Genomic DNA, 15,214 nt, shown 5'->3' on the forward strand with positions numbered 1-15,214 from the left:
CCATTACAGCTGGCCCAGTACCGGCGTGCTGACGCGCACGTCGGCATTCTGGCCGCGGTGACGCAGCAGGTGATCCAGCAGCACGATGGCCATCATGGCTTCGGCAATGGGAGTAGCACGAATGCCCACGCAAGGGTCGTGACGGCCCTTGGTGATCACGTCCAGCGGATTGCCATCAACGTCGATGGAGCGACCTGGCGTGGTGATGCTGGACGTCGGTTTGAGGGCCAGGTGGGCAACGATCGGCTGCCCCGAGGAGATCCCGCCAAGAATTCCGCCAGCGTTATTGCTGAGGAAACCTTGCGGGGTCAGTTCGTCACGGTGTTCGGTGCCGCGCTGGACGACGCTGGCGAAACCGGCGCCGATTTCCACGCCCTTGACCGCATTGATGCTCATCAACGCATGAGCCAGCTCGGCATCCAGCCGGTCGAAGATCGGCTCGCCCAGGCCCGGCATCACGCCTTCGGCGACCACGGTGATCTTCGCTCCTACGGAGTCCTGATCCCGGCGCAATTGGTCCATGTAGGCTTCAAGCTCCGGAACCTTATCCGGATCGGGGCTGAAGAATGCGTTGTCCTCCACCGAATCCCAGGTCTTGAAAGGAATCTCGATCGGGCCCAGCTGACTCATGTAACCGCGCACCACGATGCCCTGGCTGGCCAGGTATTTCTTGGCGATGGCCCCGGCCGCCACGCGCATGGCGGTTTCCCGCGCCGAGCTGCGACCGCCGCCACGGTAATCACGAATGCCGTACTTGTGGTGGTAGGTGTAATCGGCGTGAGCCGGACGGAACAGATCCTTGATCGCCGAGTAGTCCTTGGACTTCTGGTCGGTATTGCGGATCAACAGGCCAATGGAACAGCCCGTGGTCTTGCCCTCGAACACCCCGGAAAGGATCTCGACTTCATCGGGTTCCTGGCGCTGGGTGGTGTGACGGCTGGTGCCGGGCTTGCGCCGGTCCAGGTCACGCTGCAGGTCTTCCAGGGACAGCTCGAGGCCCGGCGGGCAGCCGTCGACAATGGCGACCAACGCCGGACCATGGCTTTCGCCCGCGGTGGTGACAGTGAACAGCTTGCCGTAGGTATTGCCGGACATGCGGGGAGCTCCGTGAAATCAGCCGAAATAACTCAATCAGGATTACTGAAGGGCGCAAGTATACGCAGGCTACCCAACTAGTTCATCCTCGAACCTTCTGCCCCTGCCCGAGTCCAACCGGCACCTTATCCATGATGGCGTGATGATGCTGCGAGTCCTTCTCTTGAGCCTTTCCCTGTTCACCGGCCTGGTCAACGCGGCCGTCCTGCAACGCCCCGTAAGCCTGGACACCGGCCACGGCGAGCTGTATGGCTCGATGCTGCTGCCCAAATCTGCGCAGCCGGTGCCGGTGGTGCTGATCATCTCAGGCTCCGGCCCCACCGACCGCGACGGCAACAACCCCGACGGCGGGCGCAACGATAGCCTCAAGCGCCTGGCCTGGGTGCTGGCCAAGCACAACATCGCCAGCGTGCGCTACGACAAGCGCGGTGTGGCGGCCAGCCTCGCGGCGACCCCGGATGAACGCAACCTGACCCTCGACGCCTATGTGGCCGACGCCGTGGCCTGGGGCAAGCAGCTCAAGGCCGACCCGCGCCTGGGCCAACTGATCGTGCTGGGCCATAGCGAGGGCGCGCTGATCGCCAGCCTCGCCGCCCCCCAACTGGACGCCGCCGGCGTGATTTCCATCTCCGGCACCGCCCGCCCCGTGGATCAGGTGCTGCGCCAGCAACTGAGTTATCGCCTGCCACCGGCGCTGATGGTGCGCAGCAATGAACTGCTGGACAGCCTCAGGGCTGGTCAGGTTGACAACGATGTGCCACCGGCCTTGCAAGTGATCTTCCGCCCCAGCGTGCAACCCTATCTGATCACCCTGTTCCGCGAGGACCCGGCCGCCGCTTTCGCCCGCCTGAAAATGCCGGCGCTGATCATTCAGGGCAGCAACGATATCCAGGTCAGCGTCGACGACGCCCGGGTGCTCAAGGCGGCAAAACCGGATGCTCAACTGACCTTGATCGACGGCATGAACCATGTGCTGCGTATCGTACCCAACGATCTCAAGCGCCAATTGGCGTCCTACAAGGACCCGCAATTGCCCCTGGCGGCGGAACTGGGCCGATCCATCATCAGTTTTATTGACGGACTTCACACCCGTTAGGCTGTTTTTACCCTCCAGTCCTGAAAAAAACGGCCGATAAGCCTTTGCCGGCCGTTCGATTGCTGTCGGCGCGCAGCGATTGGACAGGACTTGCCGTTATGACTGATACCTCGAATTCACCCGCCACCGAGCAGGAAGCCGCCGTACCGGAAGCGGCGCCGTTGCCGTGGGCGGACGTCCAGGCTGAACATCACAAGATGCTGCGCCTGGCGCCCCTGCAGACCGATCGCGTCACCGGCGGGCGCCCTTTGCGTTTTGTCGAGTTCGGTTATGCCGAACGCAACAACAAAGAGCACAGCCTGCTGCGCATGACCATCAGCCTGCCCGGCCAGCGGGTGCGCAAGGAACAGAATCACCTGGATGTCTGGGTCGAGCACGACACCCACCGGGTGCACTTCGAGCCCGAAGGCGGGCTGCAGATCGAACCACTGAACCGTGGCATCGGACGCTTCCTGCTGGCCCAGGCCGCGCAGTGGGCGCAGAAGAAGTGGCCGCACTACCGGGTCGACGGCTTCGAGCTCGCTAACAAGGACGCCCTCAATGAGGACACTCGCCTGCGCCGCGATCATGTGCTGCGTACCCAGGGCTTCGACGTGGTGTATGCCGATGCCCAGCATCTCAAGGGCAGCGTCAAGGATGTTCAAGTGGGCGAGCTGCTAAGCCAGTGGAACACCGAGAAACTGCAGTTCGTGGAGATACTGGAAGCCGCACAGATGCTCCAGCAGGCCGAGCAGAACCTGGAGGAGCTGGAAGTCAAACTGCGCAAGCAGGAAGAGAAAGTCACCAAGTACAAACGTGAAGACACCGGTCTGCGCTTCACCATCACCTGCCTGGTGGCCTTCGCGGTCTTCCAGGCGGGGCTGCTGATCTGGATTGCGACTCACCGCTGAGTCGCGACCTCTTCAGGGATCAAGGCCCGCCTTGCGCGGGCCGGCACATGGCTCAGGTGCGGGCGGCGAACAGCGCCTGATGCTCGCGGCACTGCTCCGCAGTGAGCATGAACACCCCGTGACCGCCGTGTTCGAAGTCCAGCCAGGCGAAGTCGACTTCGGGGTACAGCGCCTCGACGTGCACCTGGCTATTGCCCACTTCGACAATCAGCAAGCCTTTCTCGGTCAGGTGATCAGCGGCCTGGGCCAGCATGCGCCGCACCAGATTCAGACCATCATCGCCACAGGCCAGGCCCAGCTCGGGCTCATGCTGGTACTCGTCCGGCATGTCGGCAAAATCTTCGGCATCGACATAAGGCGGGTTGGAAACGATCAGGTCGAAGCGCTGCCCCGGCAAGCCATCGAAACCATCGCCCTGAACGGTGAACACCCGCTCATCGACACCGTGGCGCTCAATGTTCTGGTTGGCCACTTCCAGGGCTTCGAAGGACAGGTCGGCCAGCACCACTTCGGCCTCGCGGAACTCATAGGCACAGGCGATGCCGATGCAACCGGAGCCGGTGCACAGATCGAGAATCCGCGCAGGCTCAGTGCCCAGCCAGGGTTCGAAGCGTTTCTCGATCAACTCGCCGATGGGCGAGCGGGGAATCAGCACACGCTCGTCAACGATGAACGACATGCCGCAGAACCAGGCCTCGCCCAACAGATAGGCTGTGGGCACGCGTTCTTCGATTCGGCGCTTGAGCAGGTGCTGAAGGTGGACCAACTCGTCGTCTTCCAACGCGCAGTCCAGGTAGCTGTCGGCGATTTCCCAGGGCAGATGCAAGGCTCCGAGCACCAATTGGCGGGCCTCGTCCCAGGCGTTGTCGGTACCATGGCCGAAGAACAGATCCTCCCCATGAAAGCGGCTGACAGCCCAGCGGATATGGTCACGCAAGGTGCGAAGGCGGGAAGTGATCACGGGACAGACTCCTGAAAAAACGACCGGCAATTCTAACAGCCAAAGCGCCTGCCGACGACGAATGAAAAACCACCGCCGTACAATCGCCCGACCGACCGCTTTTTGCCCGGCAAGCCAAATACCTTGCCCCTCTTGACAAGGCTGCAGGCCAACAACGGCGCACCTTACGTTAGTAGCGATTCACAGAAGCGCTCCGCCAGAGGACAATGTCGCAAAAGCCCCACTCACAGGAGCCCCAGAATGTCCGTTCCAAAGACGATGTTTCAACTCAGCGGTCGTGGTTATGCAGCGGCCAATTTGAGCCACGCGACCCTTGTGATCATCGACGCCCAGAAAGAGTACCTCAGCGGCCCCCTGGCCCTGTCCGGCATGGACAAGGCAGTGGCCAACATCGGCCAACTGCTGGCCGCAGCCCGGGCTGCCGGCCGGCCCATTGTGCATGTGCGCCATCTTGGCACTGTCGGCGGCCTGTTCGACCCTCAGGGCGAGCGCGGCGAATTCATCCCCGGCCTTGAGCCCCAAGGCGACGAGACCATCATCGGCAAGCTGCTGCCCAGTGCCTTCCACGGCACCGAACTGGAAAAGCGCCTGCAGGATCTGGGCTCCCTGGACCTGATCGTCGCCGGTTTCATGAGCCACTCCAGCGTCAGCACCACCGTGCGAGCAGCGAAGAACCTGGGATTCCGTTGCACCCTGGTGGAGGACGCCTGTGCCACCCGTGACCTGCCCTACAAGGGCGGCATTCTCAGCGCCGAGCATGTTCAGCAGACTGAAATGGCGATCATGGCCGACAACTTTGCCACTCTCGCCCAGACCGCAAGCCTGATCTGACCAGCCTTGGTGAGCGGCTGGCGGGCCGCTCATCCATAAACGCCTCGCATTTGCAGCAATTGCCTTAGCCTCAGGAACCACCCGGTCAACTCCCGGTCGAAGGGCCGATACCCATTGAGGAAGGTCGGAATGAAGATATCCGATGGTTTTGACGCACGCCGATTGCGGCCCAAAAGCCCGCGAAACTGGCGCCTGCGCCTGGGGGCTGGATTCTCTGCATTGCTGGCGACCTTCGGCGTGCTGCTGGCCCTGGCCGGGACCGCAAGCCTGCTGGGACGCGCTCCGGCGCTAGGAGAACTCAACGCCAGCCCACTGGGCTCGGCGCTGATCCTGCTGATTGGCGTGCTACTGCTGTACATCGGTGTGCGCCTGTGGCGGCGTTGCCGGCGCCGAATGCGCCAGCCCCTGGCACTGAACATGGCGCCACACCTGATGAAAAAACACGACTGACGACCCTGGGCGCGATTTGCGCGCCTTAAGGTGTTCCGAGTTGGGTAAACTAGCCGCCCTTCGCGGAGGCTGACATGCAAGACGACGATTTTTCCCTGTTCAAAAACGAGATCCGCGGCGTCAAGCCGATCAAGCACGATCGGGCCGACACAGGCAAACCCAAGGCCGACCGCGCACAGATCGCCAAGCTGCGCCAGGCTGCCACAGTGCGTAGCGAGACCACGACGGTGGACGGGCTGTCCGATCAGTTCGTCATCGATGTGGGACCTGAAGATGAGCTGATGTGGGCCCGCGACGGGGTTCAGGAAAGCCAGATGCGCAAGCTGAAAATCGGCCAGATTCCCTTTGAAGGCAGCCTCGACCTGCATGGCATGACCGTGGAAAAGGCCCGCGAAACCCTCTGGGCGTTTCTCGCCGAAGCCACCCGATTCGAGATCCGCTGTGTACGCGTCACCCACGGCAAGGCCGTGCGCCTGGACGGCAAGCGCCCCATGATCAAAAGCCACGTCAACACCTGGCTGCGCCAGCATCCACAAGTGCTGGGCTTCACCTCCTGCCAGGCTAAACATGGCGGCACTGGCGCGCTGTACGTCATGCTCAAACGCACCATGATGGAAGGCCGCGACGAATAAAGCCGCTGCACTAAGCTTGCAGCGCCGTGTCTGCCACCGTACCCTTGCCCTTTGCGTAAAATCCCACAGGTAGTTTCATGTCCCTGGAACAGAATTACACCGCGATCCTCGGCCAACTGGGCGAGGACGTCTCCCGCGAGGGCCTGCTCGATACGCCCAAGCGTGCCGCCAAAGCCATGCAGTACCTTTGCCGCGGTTATGCCCAAACCCTGGAAGAAGTCACCAACGGTGCCTTGTTCAGCTCTGACAACAGCGAAATGGTGCTGGTCAAGGACATCGAGCTCTACTCGCTGTGCGAACACCATCTGCTGCCATTCATCGGCAAGGCTCACGTTGCCTACATTCCCAGCGGCAAGGTCCTGGGGCTGTCGAAAGTCGCGCGCATCGTCGACATGTATGCCCGTCGCCTGCAGATCCAGGAAAACCTCAGCCGGCAAATCGCCGACGCCGTTCAGCAAGTGACCGGCGCTCTGGGGGTTGCAGTGGTGATCGAGGCCAAGCACATGTGCATGATGATGCGCGGTGTGGAGAAGCAGAATTCGTCGATGATCACTTCGGTGATGCTGGGCGAGTTCCGCGAAAATGCCGCGACTCGCAGCGAGTTCCTCAGCCTGATCAAGTAACAGGCCCTGAGTGAAAAAACCGGCGTTGATCGCCGGTTTTTTTCGTCCGGCAAAAATCAGGTAAGCTGCCGCCCCTTCATTCATGGGCAAGAGGCAATACCGTGATCGTCAAAGCGCTGCGAGTCGGCCTGGGCCAACTCATCATTTTCATCGACTTCATCACCCGCCCGCGCAAGCAGAAGCGCGCTGCCGCCGCTCAAGCGCAAGTCGAGCAGGCCGCCAAGGGCCTGACCCTGTATCAGTTCCACGCCTGCCCGTTCTGCGTGAAGACCCGCCGTACCCTGCACCGCCTGAACGTACCGGTGGCCCTGCGCGACGCCAAGAACAACGAGCAGGATCGCCAGACCCTGCTGGAGCAGGGCGGCAAAATCAAGGTGCCATGCCTGCGTATCGAAGAGAACGGCCAGACCACCTGGATGTATGAATCCAAGGTGATCATCGATTACCTGAACCAGCGCTTCTCGGCGGCCTGAAGCCTCTCCCCGGGACGATGCTGTCCCGGGTCAGTTGCCCCCTCGGAAAATCCGCTCAATCGAACATCCCGACATGCCGCGGATGGCTCTGTACGCGCTGGACCCAGGCCTGGATACCCGGATAGCGGGTCAGATCGAAACCGCCTTCATGGGCCACATGGGTGTAGGCATACAGCGCGATATCGGCAATGGAATAGTGCTCGCCCACCAGATACGGCGTGCGGCTCAATTGTTTTTCCATCACATCCAGCGCCTTGTAGCCACGCTTGTGCAGCTTCAGGTATTCGTCCCGGCGCTCTTCCGGCAAACCCTCGTACTGTTCAATGAAGCGCGCCACCGCGATGTAAGGCTCGTGGCTGTACTGTTCGAAGAACTGCCATTGCAGGACCTGGGTGCGCAGGCGCGGTTCGCTGGGCAGGAATTCGCTGCCGTCGGCCAGAAAGTTGAGAATCGCGTTGGACTCCCACAGGCAGGTGCCGTCTTCCAGCTCCAGCACCGGTATCTTGCCGTTGGGATTCTTTGCCAGGAAGGCTTCGGTCTGGGTATCGCCTCCGAGAATGTCCACCGCCTGCCACTCATAAGGCAGCCCCAGAAGACTGAGCATCAGCTTGATCTTGTAGCAGTTGCCCGAACGGTAATCGCCATAAACCTTGTACATGGCCCTCCCCTTAGGCTGCCTGTGCAGCCTGTGCTTGACGTATCACGGTGGCCAGCCGCTTGAGGCCTTCGTCCAGCCGTGCCGGATCGATATGGCTGAAATTCAACCGCAGATGCCCATGATTGCGCTCCGGTTCAGAGAAGAACGGTTCGCCGGGCATGAAAGTCACGTCTTGTTCCAACGCGGACTTGAGCAAAGTGCGGGTATCCAGGGGTTGTTTCAAGCTCAACCAGAAAAACAGCCCTCCCTGGGGCACCTGCCAGTCCGCCAGATCGGCGAAATGAGTCTGCAGCGCGACCTGAAAGGCATCACGGCGCAGGCGGTAGAAACTGCGCAGTTCACCCAGGTGCTGCTGGAACTGATCGCTGCCGATCCACTGCATGGCCTGCCACTGGCCGACGCGGTTGGTGTGCAAGTCCGCGGACTGTTTCAGGCGCAGCAGATGAGGGAACAGGTCCGGACTGGCGATCAAGTAGCCAACCCGCAATCCCGGGAGCAGGGTCTTCGACACGGTGCCGGTGTAAATCCAACTGGCCTTTTTCAGGCGGCTGACAATGGGGGTCGCGCTGCCACCGTCGAAGGTCAGCTCGCGATAGGGCTCGTCCTCGATCAGGGTCACGCCGAACTCGTCCAGCAGGGCCGCCACCGCCTCGCGCTTGGCTTCGCTGTAGCGCACCGCCGAAGGATTCTGGAAGGTCGGAATCAGGTAGACGAAGGCTGGACGATGCTGTTCCAGACGGGCGCGCATCTGCGCCAGATCCGGACCGTCCGCCTCCAATGGCACAGTCAGGCAGTCGGCACCGAACAACTGGAAGATCTGCAGGGCAGCCAGATAGGTCGGAGCCTCCAACAGGATCTGGGTGCCCTTGTCGATGTACAGCTTGGCCGCCAGATCAAGGGTCTGCTGGGAGCCGCTGACCACCAGGACCTGGCTCGCCTCGCAAGGCACGCCGAGCTTGCGCGCCTCGGCAGCCAGGGCTTCACGCAACGACGGCTCGCCTTCACTCATGCCGTATTGCCCCATGGACAAGGGCATGTCTTGCCACTGCACCTTGGGCAGCATCACCTCGGCCGGCAGCCCTCCAGCGAACGACATCACTTCCGGGCGCTGGGCCGCGGCAAGGATTTCACGGATCAAGGAGCTTTTGAGGCGCGATACACGTTCGGAGAAGGCCATGGAGGTCACCGCTAGCAAAGGTCGGAGGAAATACGTCAAACTGCTTGACCGAAATTACGCCGACTCTCGCAGATACGTCAATATGCTTGACCTTAAAAACCAGACCTCGCAACAAGCCGCCATGGAAGCCTTCTTCTTTGGCTATCAGGCCTTTACCGCCAAGGCCGACGAAATGCTCGAACGCCGAGGCTTGAGTCGCGTGCACCAGCGCATCGTGTTTTTCATTGCCCGCTACCCCGGCCTGAGTGTGAAAGAACTGCTCACGCTGCTGGGGGTGAGCAAGCAGGCGCTGAATACGCCTTTGCGCCAACTCATGGAAATGCACCTGGTAGACAGCATCGCCCCAGCCAGCGACAAACGAAAACGCCTGTTGCAACTGACCGACGATGGCGCGCGCTTTGAACAATCCCTGCGTCGCGAACAGGTAAAACTGCTGCAACGGGCCTTCGCCGAAGCCGGAGAAAGTGCGGTCAATGGCTGGCTGGCAGTAAACCAGGCCCTGGCGGGAAAACCTGCAGACGACTGATAGCCCCTTCCTCTCGGCGCGCCCTCCCAGGCCGCCGAACAGACTCTGACCTACCCTCCGCACTGCCCGGCATAAAGGGTGATGGTGATATAGCCAAGTCCTCAGATTTTTCGCACACAAAACCAAAAACATTATTTGCTTTCTTTGTATACAAAAGCATAATTCGCCACGTGTGAGTTCTTGACCCAAAGGTCAACAAACCCCACAAGCCCTGCCTGCCTCAAAGAGCCGCTGCCCACCCTCCCGTGCCCGGTTCTGGAAAAAACAATAAAACTCTTGAGGAGTACTCGCTGTGGAAAGCCGCAAATCCGAAGCCTCTCCGCTGGACCTCTCGCCCTCGCTGAACAGCGGCTGGCTGGAGCGCATCTTCAAACTCAGGTTGCATGGCACCACGGTGAAGACCGAGCTGATTGCCGGTGTGACAACCTTCATCACCATGGCTTACATCATCTTCGTCAATCCCAACATCATGGCCGACGCCGGCATCGACCACGGCGCCGCCTTCGTTGCCACCTGCATCGCTGCCGCCCTGGGCTGCCTGCTAATGGGCCTGTATGCCAACTGGCCAGTGGGCCTGGCCCCGGGCATGGGTCTCAACGCCTTCTTCACTTACACCGTGGTCGGCACCATGGGCTACAACTGGGAAACCGCACTCGGCGCGGTATTCATCTCCGGTGTGCTGTTCATGATCCTGACCTTGTCGCGGATTCGTGAATGGCTGCTCAACAGCATTCCGGTGAGCTTGCGCTTCGCCATGGGAGCGGGTGTCGGGCTGTTTCTCGGACTGATCGGGTTGAAAACAGCGGGCATCATCGTCGACAGCCCGGCCACCCTGCTCAAGCTCGGCTCCCTGCGTGAACCGGGTCCGCTGCTGGCGGCCATCTGCTTTCTGATGATCGCGGTGCTCAGCTACCACCGAGTGTTCGGCGCAATCCTCATCAGCATCATCGCCGTGACCCTGGCCGGCTGGGGCCTGGGGCTGGTGCACTACAACGGCATCCTGTCCACCCCGCCGAGCCTGGCGCCCACCTGGATGGCCATGGATGTTGCCGGGGTGTTCAACGTCAGCATGATCAGCGTGGTACTGGCCTTCCTCTTCGTGCACATGTTCGACACTGCCGGCACCCTGATGGGCGTGGCCCAGCGTGCCGGCCTGGTGAAGGCCGACGGCAAGATCGAGAATCTCTCGCGCGCCCTCAAGGCCGACAGTGCTTCAAGCGTCTTCGGCGCAGTAGTCGGGGTGCCGCCGGTGACCAGCTACGTGGAAAGTGCCGCCGGTGTGGCCGCGGGCGGGCGGACTGGCCTTACCGCCGTCACCGTAGGTGTGCTATTTGTTGCCGCCATGTTCTTTGCGCCGCTGGCAGGCATGATCCCTGCTTACGCCACAGCAGGTGCCTTGATCTATGTCGCGATGCTGATGATGGGCGGCATGGCCCATATCAACTGGGACGAAGCCACCGACAGTATTCCGGCGATTGTCACGGCAATCATGATGCCCCTGACCTTTTCCGTCGCCGATGGCATTGCCCTGGGTTTCATCACCTATGTGGTACTAAAGGCAGGAACGGGCAAGCACAAGGAAATTTCCATCAGCCTGTATGTGCTGTGTGCGATCTTCATCGCCAAGTTCATTTTCTTGTAAGCCGCACCTGCTCTCACCCGCCCCATCCCTTCGGATGGGGTTTTTGTGTATTTGGAGAATGTAATGAGTCTGGAAACCTGGCTGCTGTTCAGTGGCGCTACCTTGGTAGTGATCCTGATTCCGGGTCCCTTGTCGTTGCTGATGATCAGCAACAGCCTGAACTATGGCCTGCGCCGCTCATACCCGGCCTTTCTCGGCGGGGTCCTGGCCTCGATCTGCCTGTTGAGCGCATCCGCGCTGGGCCTGGGCGCACTGCTGCTGGCTTCGGAGCAACTGTTCAGCGCCCTGAAGATCGTCGGCGCCCTCTATCTGTTCTACCTCGCCTGGCAGAGCTGGCAGCAATCGCGGCAGCTTTCCCACGGCGCGGTGGTACCGGAAGTCGCACTGAAACCGCGCTTTCGTGCACTGTTCGGACGCGCTTTTGTCCTGGGGGCCAGCAACCCGAAGGACATTCTGTTCTTCGCCGCGTTCCTGCCGCAGTTTCTCAATGCCCAGCAGCCCTTCCTACCGCAACTGCTGATCATGGTCGCCACCTGGACCCTGCTGGACCTGACCTGCAAGCTGGCCTACGGCCTCGGTGCCCATGGCGCCGCGCATTACTTGCGCAGCGGCAAGGGCCAAAGCTGGTTCAATCGCATCAGTGCCGGGCTGTTCACGGGAGCTGGAGCCGCATCCCTGTTGAGCCGTTGAGCGCTTCGCCGGCAAGCCGTTTCCTGCACCGCTCAGCCAGGAGCTGGCTTGCCGGCGACGACTTTACAACCGGCGAAAAAAAGCCCGCAGTGTGAGCGGGCAAGGACCAAAGAAGCTATTTGCGCAGGATTCTTGGGGGGAAAGTCCTAGCTTCCTCTGTAGGTCGAATAGCTGTACGGCGAGATCAGCAGCGGCACGTGGTAATGCTCCTGCTCGGCACTGATACCGAACCGCAGCACGACTACATCAAGGAACGCCGGCTGTGGCAGTTGTACACCCCGGGCGCGGTAGTAATCGCCAGCGTGGAAATGCAGTTGGTAAACCCCGGAACGGTAGTCATCGCCCTGCAGCAGCGGCGCATCGCAACGGCCATCGCTGTTGGTCAGGGTGCTGGCGACCAACTCCATCTGCGCCCCTTCAACCCGATACAGCTCGACCTTGATAGCGCTGCCAGGGCAGCCATGTGCGGCGTCCAAAACGTGTGTAGTCAAACGTCCCATTGATTCTGCGTGCCTGTCACAACTGGTGCGCCCAGGCCTCGCGCCTCCCGGAGTCAGTGATTGAAAGAGGGCCACAGCGTTTCGGCGGGTGAAAAGCTGCGGCGAGGCCATGATTAAGACACTTTTCAAAAAAATTGTACACAATAATAATCACAAATATTCACTCCGGTAGCGCTGTACCCGGAAGCCTGTGGATTGACCTCAACACCACAGCAGCAGACGACTTGCGATCCATTAGCTGACCATATAGGCAAGTTTCTTGCAGGTGCAGGCCATAGCGACAAAAGCAGAAAAATGCAAAAAATCAGGCTTACAAAGTGAATATAAACTTGTATACAATCAGCCCATCGCAGTGACGCTCACCTGGCTTTCCGGCTTCAGGTTCCGCCACGCCACCGTTATCACGAACAAGAAGGAAGACTGCAGTGAGCGCTGACTACCCTCGCGACCTGATCGGTTATGGCTCTACCCCCCCTCATCCTCACTGGCCAGGCAATGCTCGTGTCGCCCTGTCCTTCGTGCTCAATTACGAAGAAGGCGGCGAACGCAACATCCTTCATGGCGATAAGGAATCGGAAGCGTTCCTGTCGGAAATGGTTTCGGCGCAGCCGCTGCAGGGCGAGCGCAACATGAGCATGGAGTCGCTGTACGAGTATGGCAGCCGCGCCGGCGTCTGGCGGATCCTCAAGCTGTTCAAGGAATTCGACATTCCGCTGACCATCTTTGCCGTAGCCATGGCTGCTCAGCGCCATCCGGACGTGATCCGCGCCATGGTCGAGGCCGGCCATGAGATCTGCAGCCACGGCTACCGCTGGATCGACTACCAGTACATGGACGAAGCCCAGGAACGCGAGCACATGCTCGAGGCGATCCGCATCCTTACCGAAATCACCGGTGAACGCCCACTGGGCTGGTACACCGGCCGTACCGGCCCGAACACCCGACGTCTGGTAATGGAGGAAGGCGGCTTCCTCTATGACTGCGATACCTACGACGACGACCTGCCCTACTGGGAACCCAACAACCCCACCGGCAAGGCGCATCTGGTCATCCCCTACACCCTGGATACCAACGACATGCGTTTCACTCAGGTCCAGGGCTTCAACAAGGGCGACGACTTCTTCCATTACCTCAAAGATGCCTTCGATGTGCTCTACGCCGAAGGTGCCGAAGCCCCGAAGATGCTTTCCATCGGCCTGCACTGTCGACTGATCGGTCGCCCGGCCCGCCTGGCATCCCTCAAGCGCTTCATCGAATACGTCAAAGGCCATGAACAGGTGTGGTTCACCCGTCGTGTCGATATCGCCCGCCACTGGCACCAGACCCATCCTTACCAGGGAGCGGCGAAATGACTGCTTTCCAGAGCCTCAAGCCATCGACCCTGAGCCGTGAAGCCTTCGTCGAGGCTTTCGCCGACATCTATGAACATTCGCCATGGGTGGCTGAAAGAGCCTACGACCTGGGTGTTGACGCCTCCATCGACCAGATTGAAGGCCTGCACCAGCGCATGAGCGATATCCTGCTGAGCGCCGATCACGCCAGCCAGTTGGCACTGATCAACGCTCACCCGGATCTGGCTGGCAAAGCCGCGGTCCAGGGCCAGTTGACCGAAGCCAGCACCAACGAACAGGCTGGCGCCGGTATTCACCAATGCACAGCCGAAGAGTTCCAACGGTTCACCGAGCTGAACGATGCCTACAAGGCCAAGTTCAAGTTTCCCTTCATCATGGCGGTGAAAGGCAGCAACCGGCACCAGATTCTCGCCGCGTTCGAAACCCGCATCCATAACTCGGTGGACACTGAGTTCAAGTGCGCGCTGGCAGAGATCAACAAGATTGCATTGTTCAGATTGCTGACCCTGTAGCGACCCGCTCCTGAGGATAGCCCCGAGAACCTGGATTCCCTCGCGCCACTCCCGGTTCTTCGTGCATCCCAAGCCACCTATTTCAAGGCAGACAAGAAGAATGAAAGCTTACGCCGCCCCTTTCGAGAAGTTCGTCAACCTGGCCGACGCGCGCCTGGGCACCAAGATCATCTCGGTCACCGATGACTGGTTCGCTGATGCGAACCGGCTGTTCCAGCCAACCCCGGCTGTCTGGAAGGAAGGCGTGTTCGATGACAACGGCAAGTGGATGGATGGCTGGGAATCCCGTCGCAAGCGCTTCGAAGGCTACGACAGCGCAGTGATCCGCCTGGGCGTGCCGGGCTCGATCAAGGGCGTGGACATCGACACCTCGTTCTTCACCGGCAACTTCCCGCCATCGGCGTCCCTGGAAGCCTGCTTCCTCAGCGAAGGTGAACCTGGCGAAGACACCCAGTGGGTCGAAGTGCTGTCTGCTGTCGAGCTGCAAGGCAACAGCCATCACTACCACGAGATCAACAACGACCAGCCCTTCAGTCACCTGCGCTTCAATATCTATCCGGATGGCGGTGTAGCGCGCCTGCGGGTCTACGGTACGCCGTACCGCGACTGGTCGGCCATCGGTGACAACGAACAAGTCGACCTGGCTGCGGCCCTTAACGGCGGTCGTGCCCTGGCCTGTTCCGACGAACACTTCGGACGCATGGGCAACCTCCTCAACCCGGGCCGCGGCATCAACATGGGCGACGGCTGGGAAACGGCCCGCCGTCGCACTCCCGGCAATGACTGGGTGATCGTCGCCCTGGGCCACGCCGGCGAAATCGAGAAGATCATCGTCGACACCCTGCACTTCAAGGGCAACTACCCGGACAGCTGCTCGATCCAGGGCGCATTCGTCAAGGGCGGCACCGACAGCCAGATCGAAACCCAGAGCCTGTTCTGGCGTGAACTGCTACCCAGCCAGAAGCTGGAAATGCATGCCGAGCACAGCTTTGTCGAGCAGATCAAAGCCCTGGGGCCGATCACCCATATCCGCCTGAACGTGTTTCCGGACGGTGGCGTCAGCCGCTTGCGCCTCCTGGGCAAGGTCGCGAAATAGGACGTCCCCC

At 60.7% G+C, this 15,214-nt stretch carries 18 protein-coding genes; 13 read left to right on the forward strand and 5 right to left on the reverse strand.

The window, feature by feature from the left end; all coding sequences use genetic code 11:
• Positions 1-3 precede the first annotated feature (3 nt).
• Positions 4-1,095: a chorismate synthase gene (gene aroC / locus PFZ56_RS27115; protein WP_170001883.1), complete on the reverse strand. Its 1,092-nt coding sequence runs from the start codon at positions 1,093-1,095 to the stop codon at positions 4-6.
• Between the two features lie 142 nt (positions 1,096-1,237).
• Here aroC and PFZ56_RS27120 point away from each other — a divergent pair, with 142 nt between their 5' ends.
• Together PFZ56_RS27120 and PFZ56_RS27125 are read left to right on the forward strand one after the other, a co-directional pair.
• A complete protein-coding gene (locus tag PFZ56_RS27120) occupies positions 1,238-2,191 on the forward strand; it encodes an alpha/beta hydrolase (RefSeq protein WP_262379377.1) in 954 nt (317 codons plus the stop codon).
• A gap of 98 nt (positions 2,192-2,289) precedes the next feature.
• Positions 2,290-3,081 carry a hypothetical protein gene (locus PFZ56_RS27125; RefSeq protein ID WP_170001885.1) on the forward strand — a complete coding sequence of 264 codons (792 nt, stop codon included), beginning with the start codon at positions 2,290-2,292 and terminating at the stop codon, positions 3,079-3,081.
• A 52-nt stretch (positions 3,082-3,133) separates the two neighbouring features.
• Here the strand turns inward: PFZ56_RS27125 and prmB are convergent, their stop codons facing one another.
• Positions 3,134-4,042 (reverse strand): 50S ribosomal protein L3 N(5)-glutamine methyltransferase, encoded by a 909-nt coding sequence (gene prmB, locus PFZ56_RS27130; protein ID WP_170001887.1) that lies wholly within the window; start codon positions 4,040-4,042, stop codon positions 3,134-3,136.
• Positions 4,043-4,282: 240 nt separating this feature from the next.
• Between prmB and PFZ56_RS27135 the strand changes: the two genes are divergently transcribed.
• From PFZ56_RS27135 to PFZ56_RS27155, 5 genes are all read left to right on the forward strand, one after another.
• Positions 4,283-4,873, forward strand: a complete 591-nt coding sequence (locus PFZ56_RS27135; RefSeq protein ID WP_016962781.1) for a cysteine hydrolase family protein — start codon at positions 4,283-4,285, stop codon at positions 4,871-4,873.
• A gap of 129 nt (positions 4,874-5,002) precedes the next feature.
• Positions 5,003-5,323 carry a hypothetical protein gene (locus PFZ56_RS27140; RefSeq protein WP_102880502.1) on the forward strand — a complete coding sequence of 107 codons (321 nt, stop codon included), beginning with the start codon at positions 5,003-5,005 and terminating at the stop codon, positions 5,321-5,323.
• A gap of 74 nt (positions 5,324-5,397) precedes the next feature.
• Positions 5,398-5,955 (forward strand): Smr/MutS family protein, encoded by a 558-nt coding sequence (locus tag PFZ56_RS27145; protein ID WP_060840489.1) that lies wholly within the window; start codon positions 5,398-5,400, stop codon positions 5,953-5,955.
• 77 nt (positions 5,956-6,032) lie between these two features.
• Positions 6,033-6,578, forward strand: a complete 546-nt coding sequence (gene folE, locus PFZ56_RS27150; protein WP_011062625.1) for a GTP cyclohydrolase I FolE — start codon at positions 6,033-6,035, stop codon at positions 6,576-6,578.
• Positions 6,579-6,679: 101 nt separating this feature from the next.
• Positions 6,680-7,051 carry a glutathione S-transferase N-terminal domain-containing protein gene (locus PFZ56_RS27155; RefSeq protein ID WP_102860811.1) on the forward strand — a complete coding sequence of 124 codons (372 nt, stop codon included), beginning with the start codon at positions 6,680-6,682 and terminating at the stop codon, positions 7,049-7,051.
• A gap of 55 nt (positions 7,052-7,106) precedes the next feature.
• Here the strand turns inward: PFZ56_RS27155 and PFZ56_RS27160 are convergent, their stop codons facing one another.
• Together PFZ56_RS27160 and PFZ56_RS27165 are read right to left on the reverse strand one after the other, a co-directional pair.
• Positions 7,107-7,709 (reverse strand): glutathione S-transferase family protein, encoded by a 603-nt coding sequence (locus PFZ56_RS27160; protein ID WP_102860810.1) that lies wholly within the window; start codon positions 7,707-7,709, stop codon positions 7,107-7,109.
• Between the two features lie 10 nt (positions 7,710-7,719).
• Positions 7,720-8,886: a PLP-dependent aminotransferase family protein gene (locus PFZ56_RS27165; RefSeq protein WP_102880504.1), complete on the reverse strand. Its 1,167-nt coding sequence runs from the start codon at positions 8,884-8,886 to the stop codon at positions 7,720-7,722.
• 82 nt (positions 8,887-8,968) lie between these two features.
• On the opposite strand from PFZ56_RS27165, the gene PFZ56_RS27170 reads away from it, so the two are divergent.
• The 3 genes from PFZ56_RS27170 to PFZ56_RS27180 all read left to right on the forward strand — a co-directional run bounded on the left by PFZ56_RS27170 (position 8,969) and on the right by PFZ56_RS27180 (position 11,744).
• A complete protein-coding gene (locus PFZ56_RS27170) occupies positions 8,969-9,412 on the forward strand; it encodes a MarR family transcriptional regulator (protein WP_102880505.1) in 444 nt (147 codons plus the stop codon).
• A gap of 292 nt (positions 9,413-9,704) precedes the next feature.
• Positions 9,705-11,054: an NCS2 family permease gene (locus tag PFZ56_RS27175; RefSeq protein WP_102880506.1), complete on the forward strand. Its 1,350-nt coding sequence runs from the start codon at positions 9,705-9,707 to the stop codon at positions 11,052-11,054.
• A gap of 63 nt (positions 11,055-11,117) precedes the next feature.
• The gene (locus tag PFZ56_RS27180; RefSeq protein WP_123394162.1) at positions 11,118-11,744 is read left to right on the forward strand and encodes a LysE family translocator; all 627 of its coding nucleotides are present in this window, start codon (positions 11,118-11,120) and stop codon (positions 11,742-11,744) included.
• A gap of 146 nt (positions 11,745-11,890) precedes the next feature.
• On the opposite strand, the gene uraH is transcribed toward PFZ56_RS27180, so the two are convergent.
• Entirely contained in the window at positions 11,891-12,244 is a 354-nt protein-coding gene (gene uraH, locus PFZ56_RS27185) for a hydroxyisourate hydrolase (protein ID WP_110594648.1), read from the reverse strand.
• Between the two features lie 425 nt (positions 12,245-12,669).
• On the opposite strand from uraH, the gene puuE reads away from it, so the two are divergent.
• The 3 genes from puuE to alc all read left to right on the forward strand — a co-directional run bounded on the left by puuE (position 12,670) and on the right by alc (position 15,204).
• Positions 12,670-13,596, forward strand: a complete 927-nt coding sequence (gene puuE / locus PFZ56_RS27190; protein ID WP_102880509.1) for an allantoinase PuuE — start codon at positions 12,670-12,672, stop codon at positions 13,594-13,596.
• Positions 13,593-14,108 carry a 2-oxo-4-hydroxy-4-carboxy-5-ureidoimidazoline decarboxylase gene (uraD, locus tag PFZ56_RS27195; RefSeq protein WP_110651498.1) on the forward strand — a complete coding sequence of 172 codons (516 nt, stop codon included), beginning with the start codon at positions 13,593-13,595 and terminating at the stop codon, positions 14,106-14,108. Before puuE ends, uraD begins: the two co-directional genes overlap by 4 nt.
• Before the next feature lie 100 nt (positions 14,109-14,208).
• Positions 14,209-15,204 carry an allantoicase gene (gene alc / locus PFZ56_RS27200; protein ID WP_102880510.1) on the forward strand — a complete coding sequence of 332 codons (996 nt, stop codon included), beginning with the start codon at positions 14,209-14,211 and terminating at the stop codon, positions 15,202-15,204.
• Positions 15,205-15,214 lie beyond the last annotated feature (10 nt).

The sequence above is a fragment of the Pseudomonas danubii genome (assembly GCF_042980055.1).
Taxonomy (GTDB): domain Bacteria; phylum Pseudomonadota; class Gammaproteobacteria; order Pseudomonadales; family Pseudomonadaceae; genus Aquipseudomonas; species Aquipseudomonas danubii.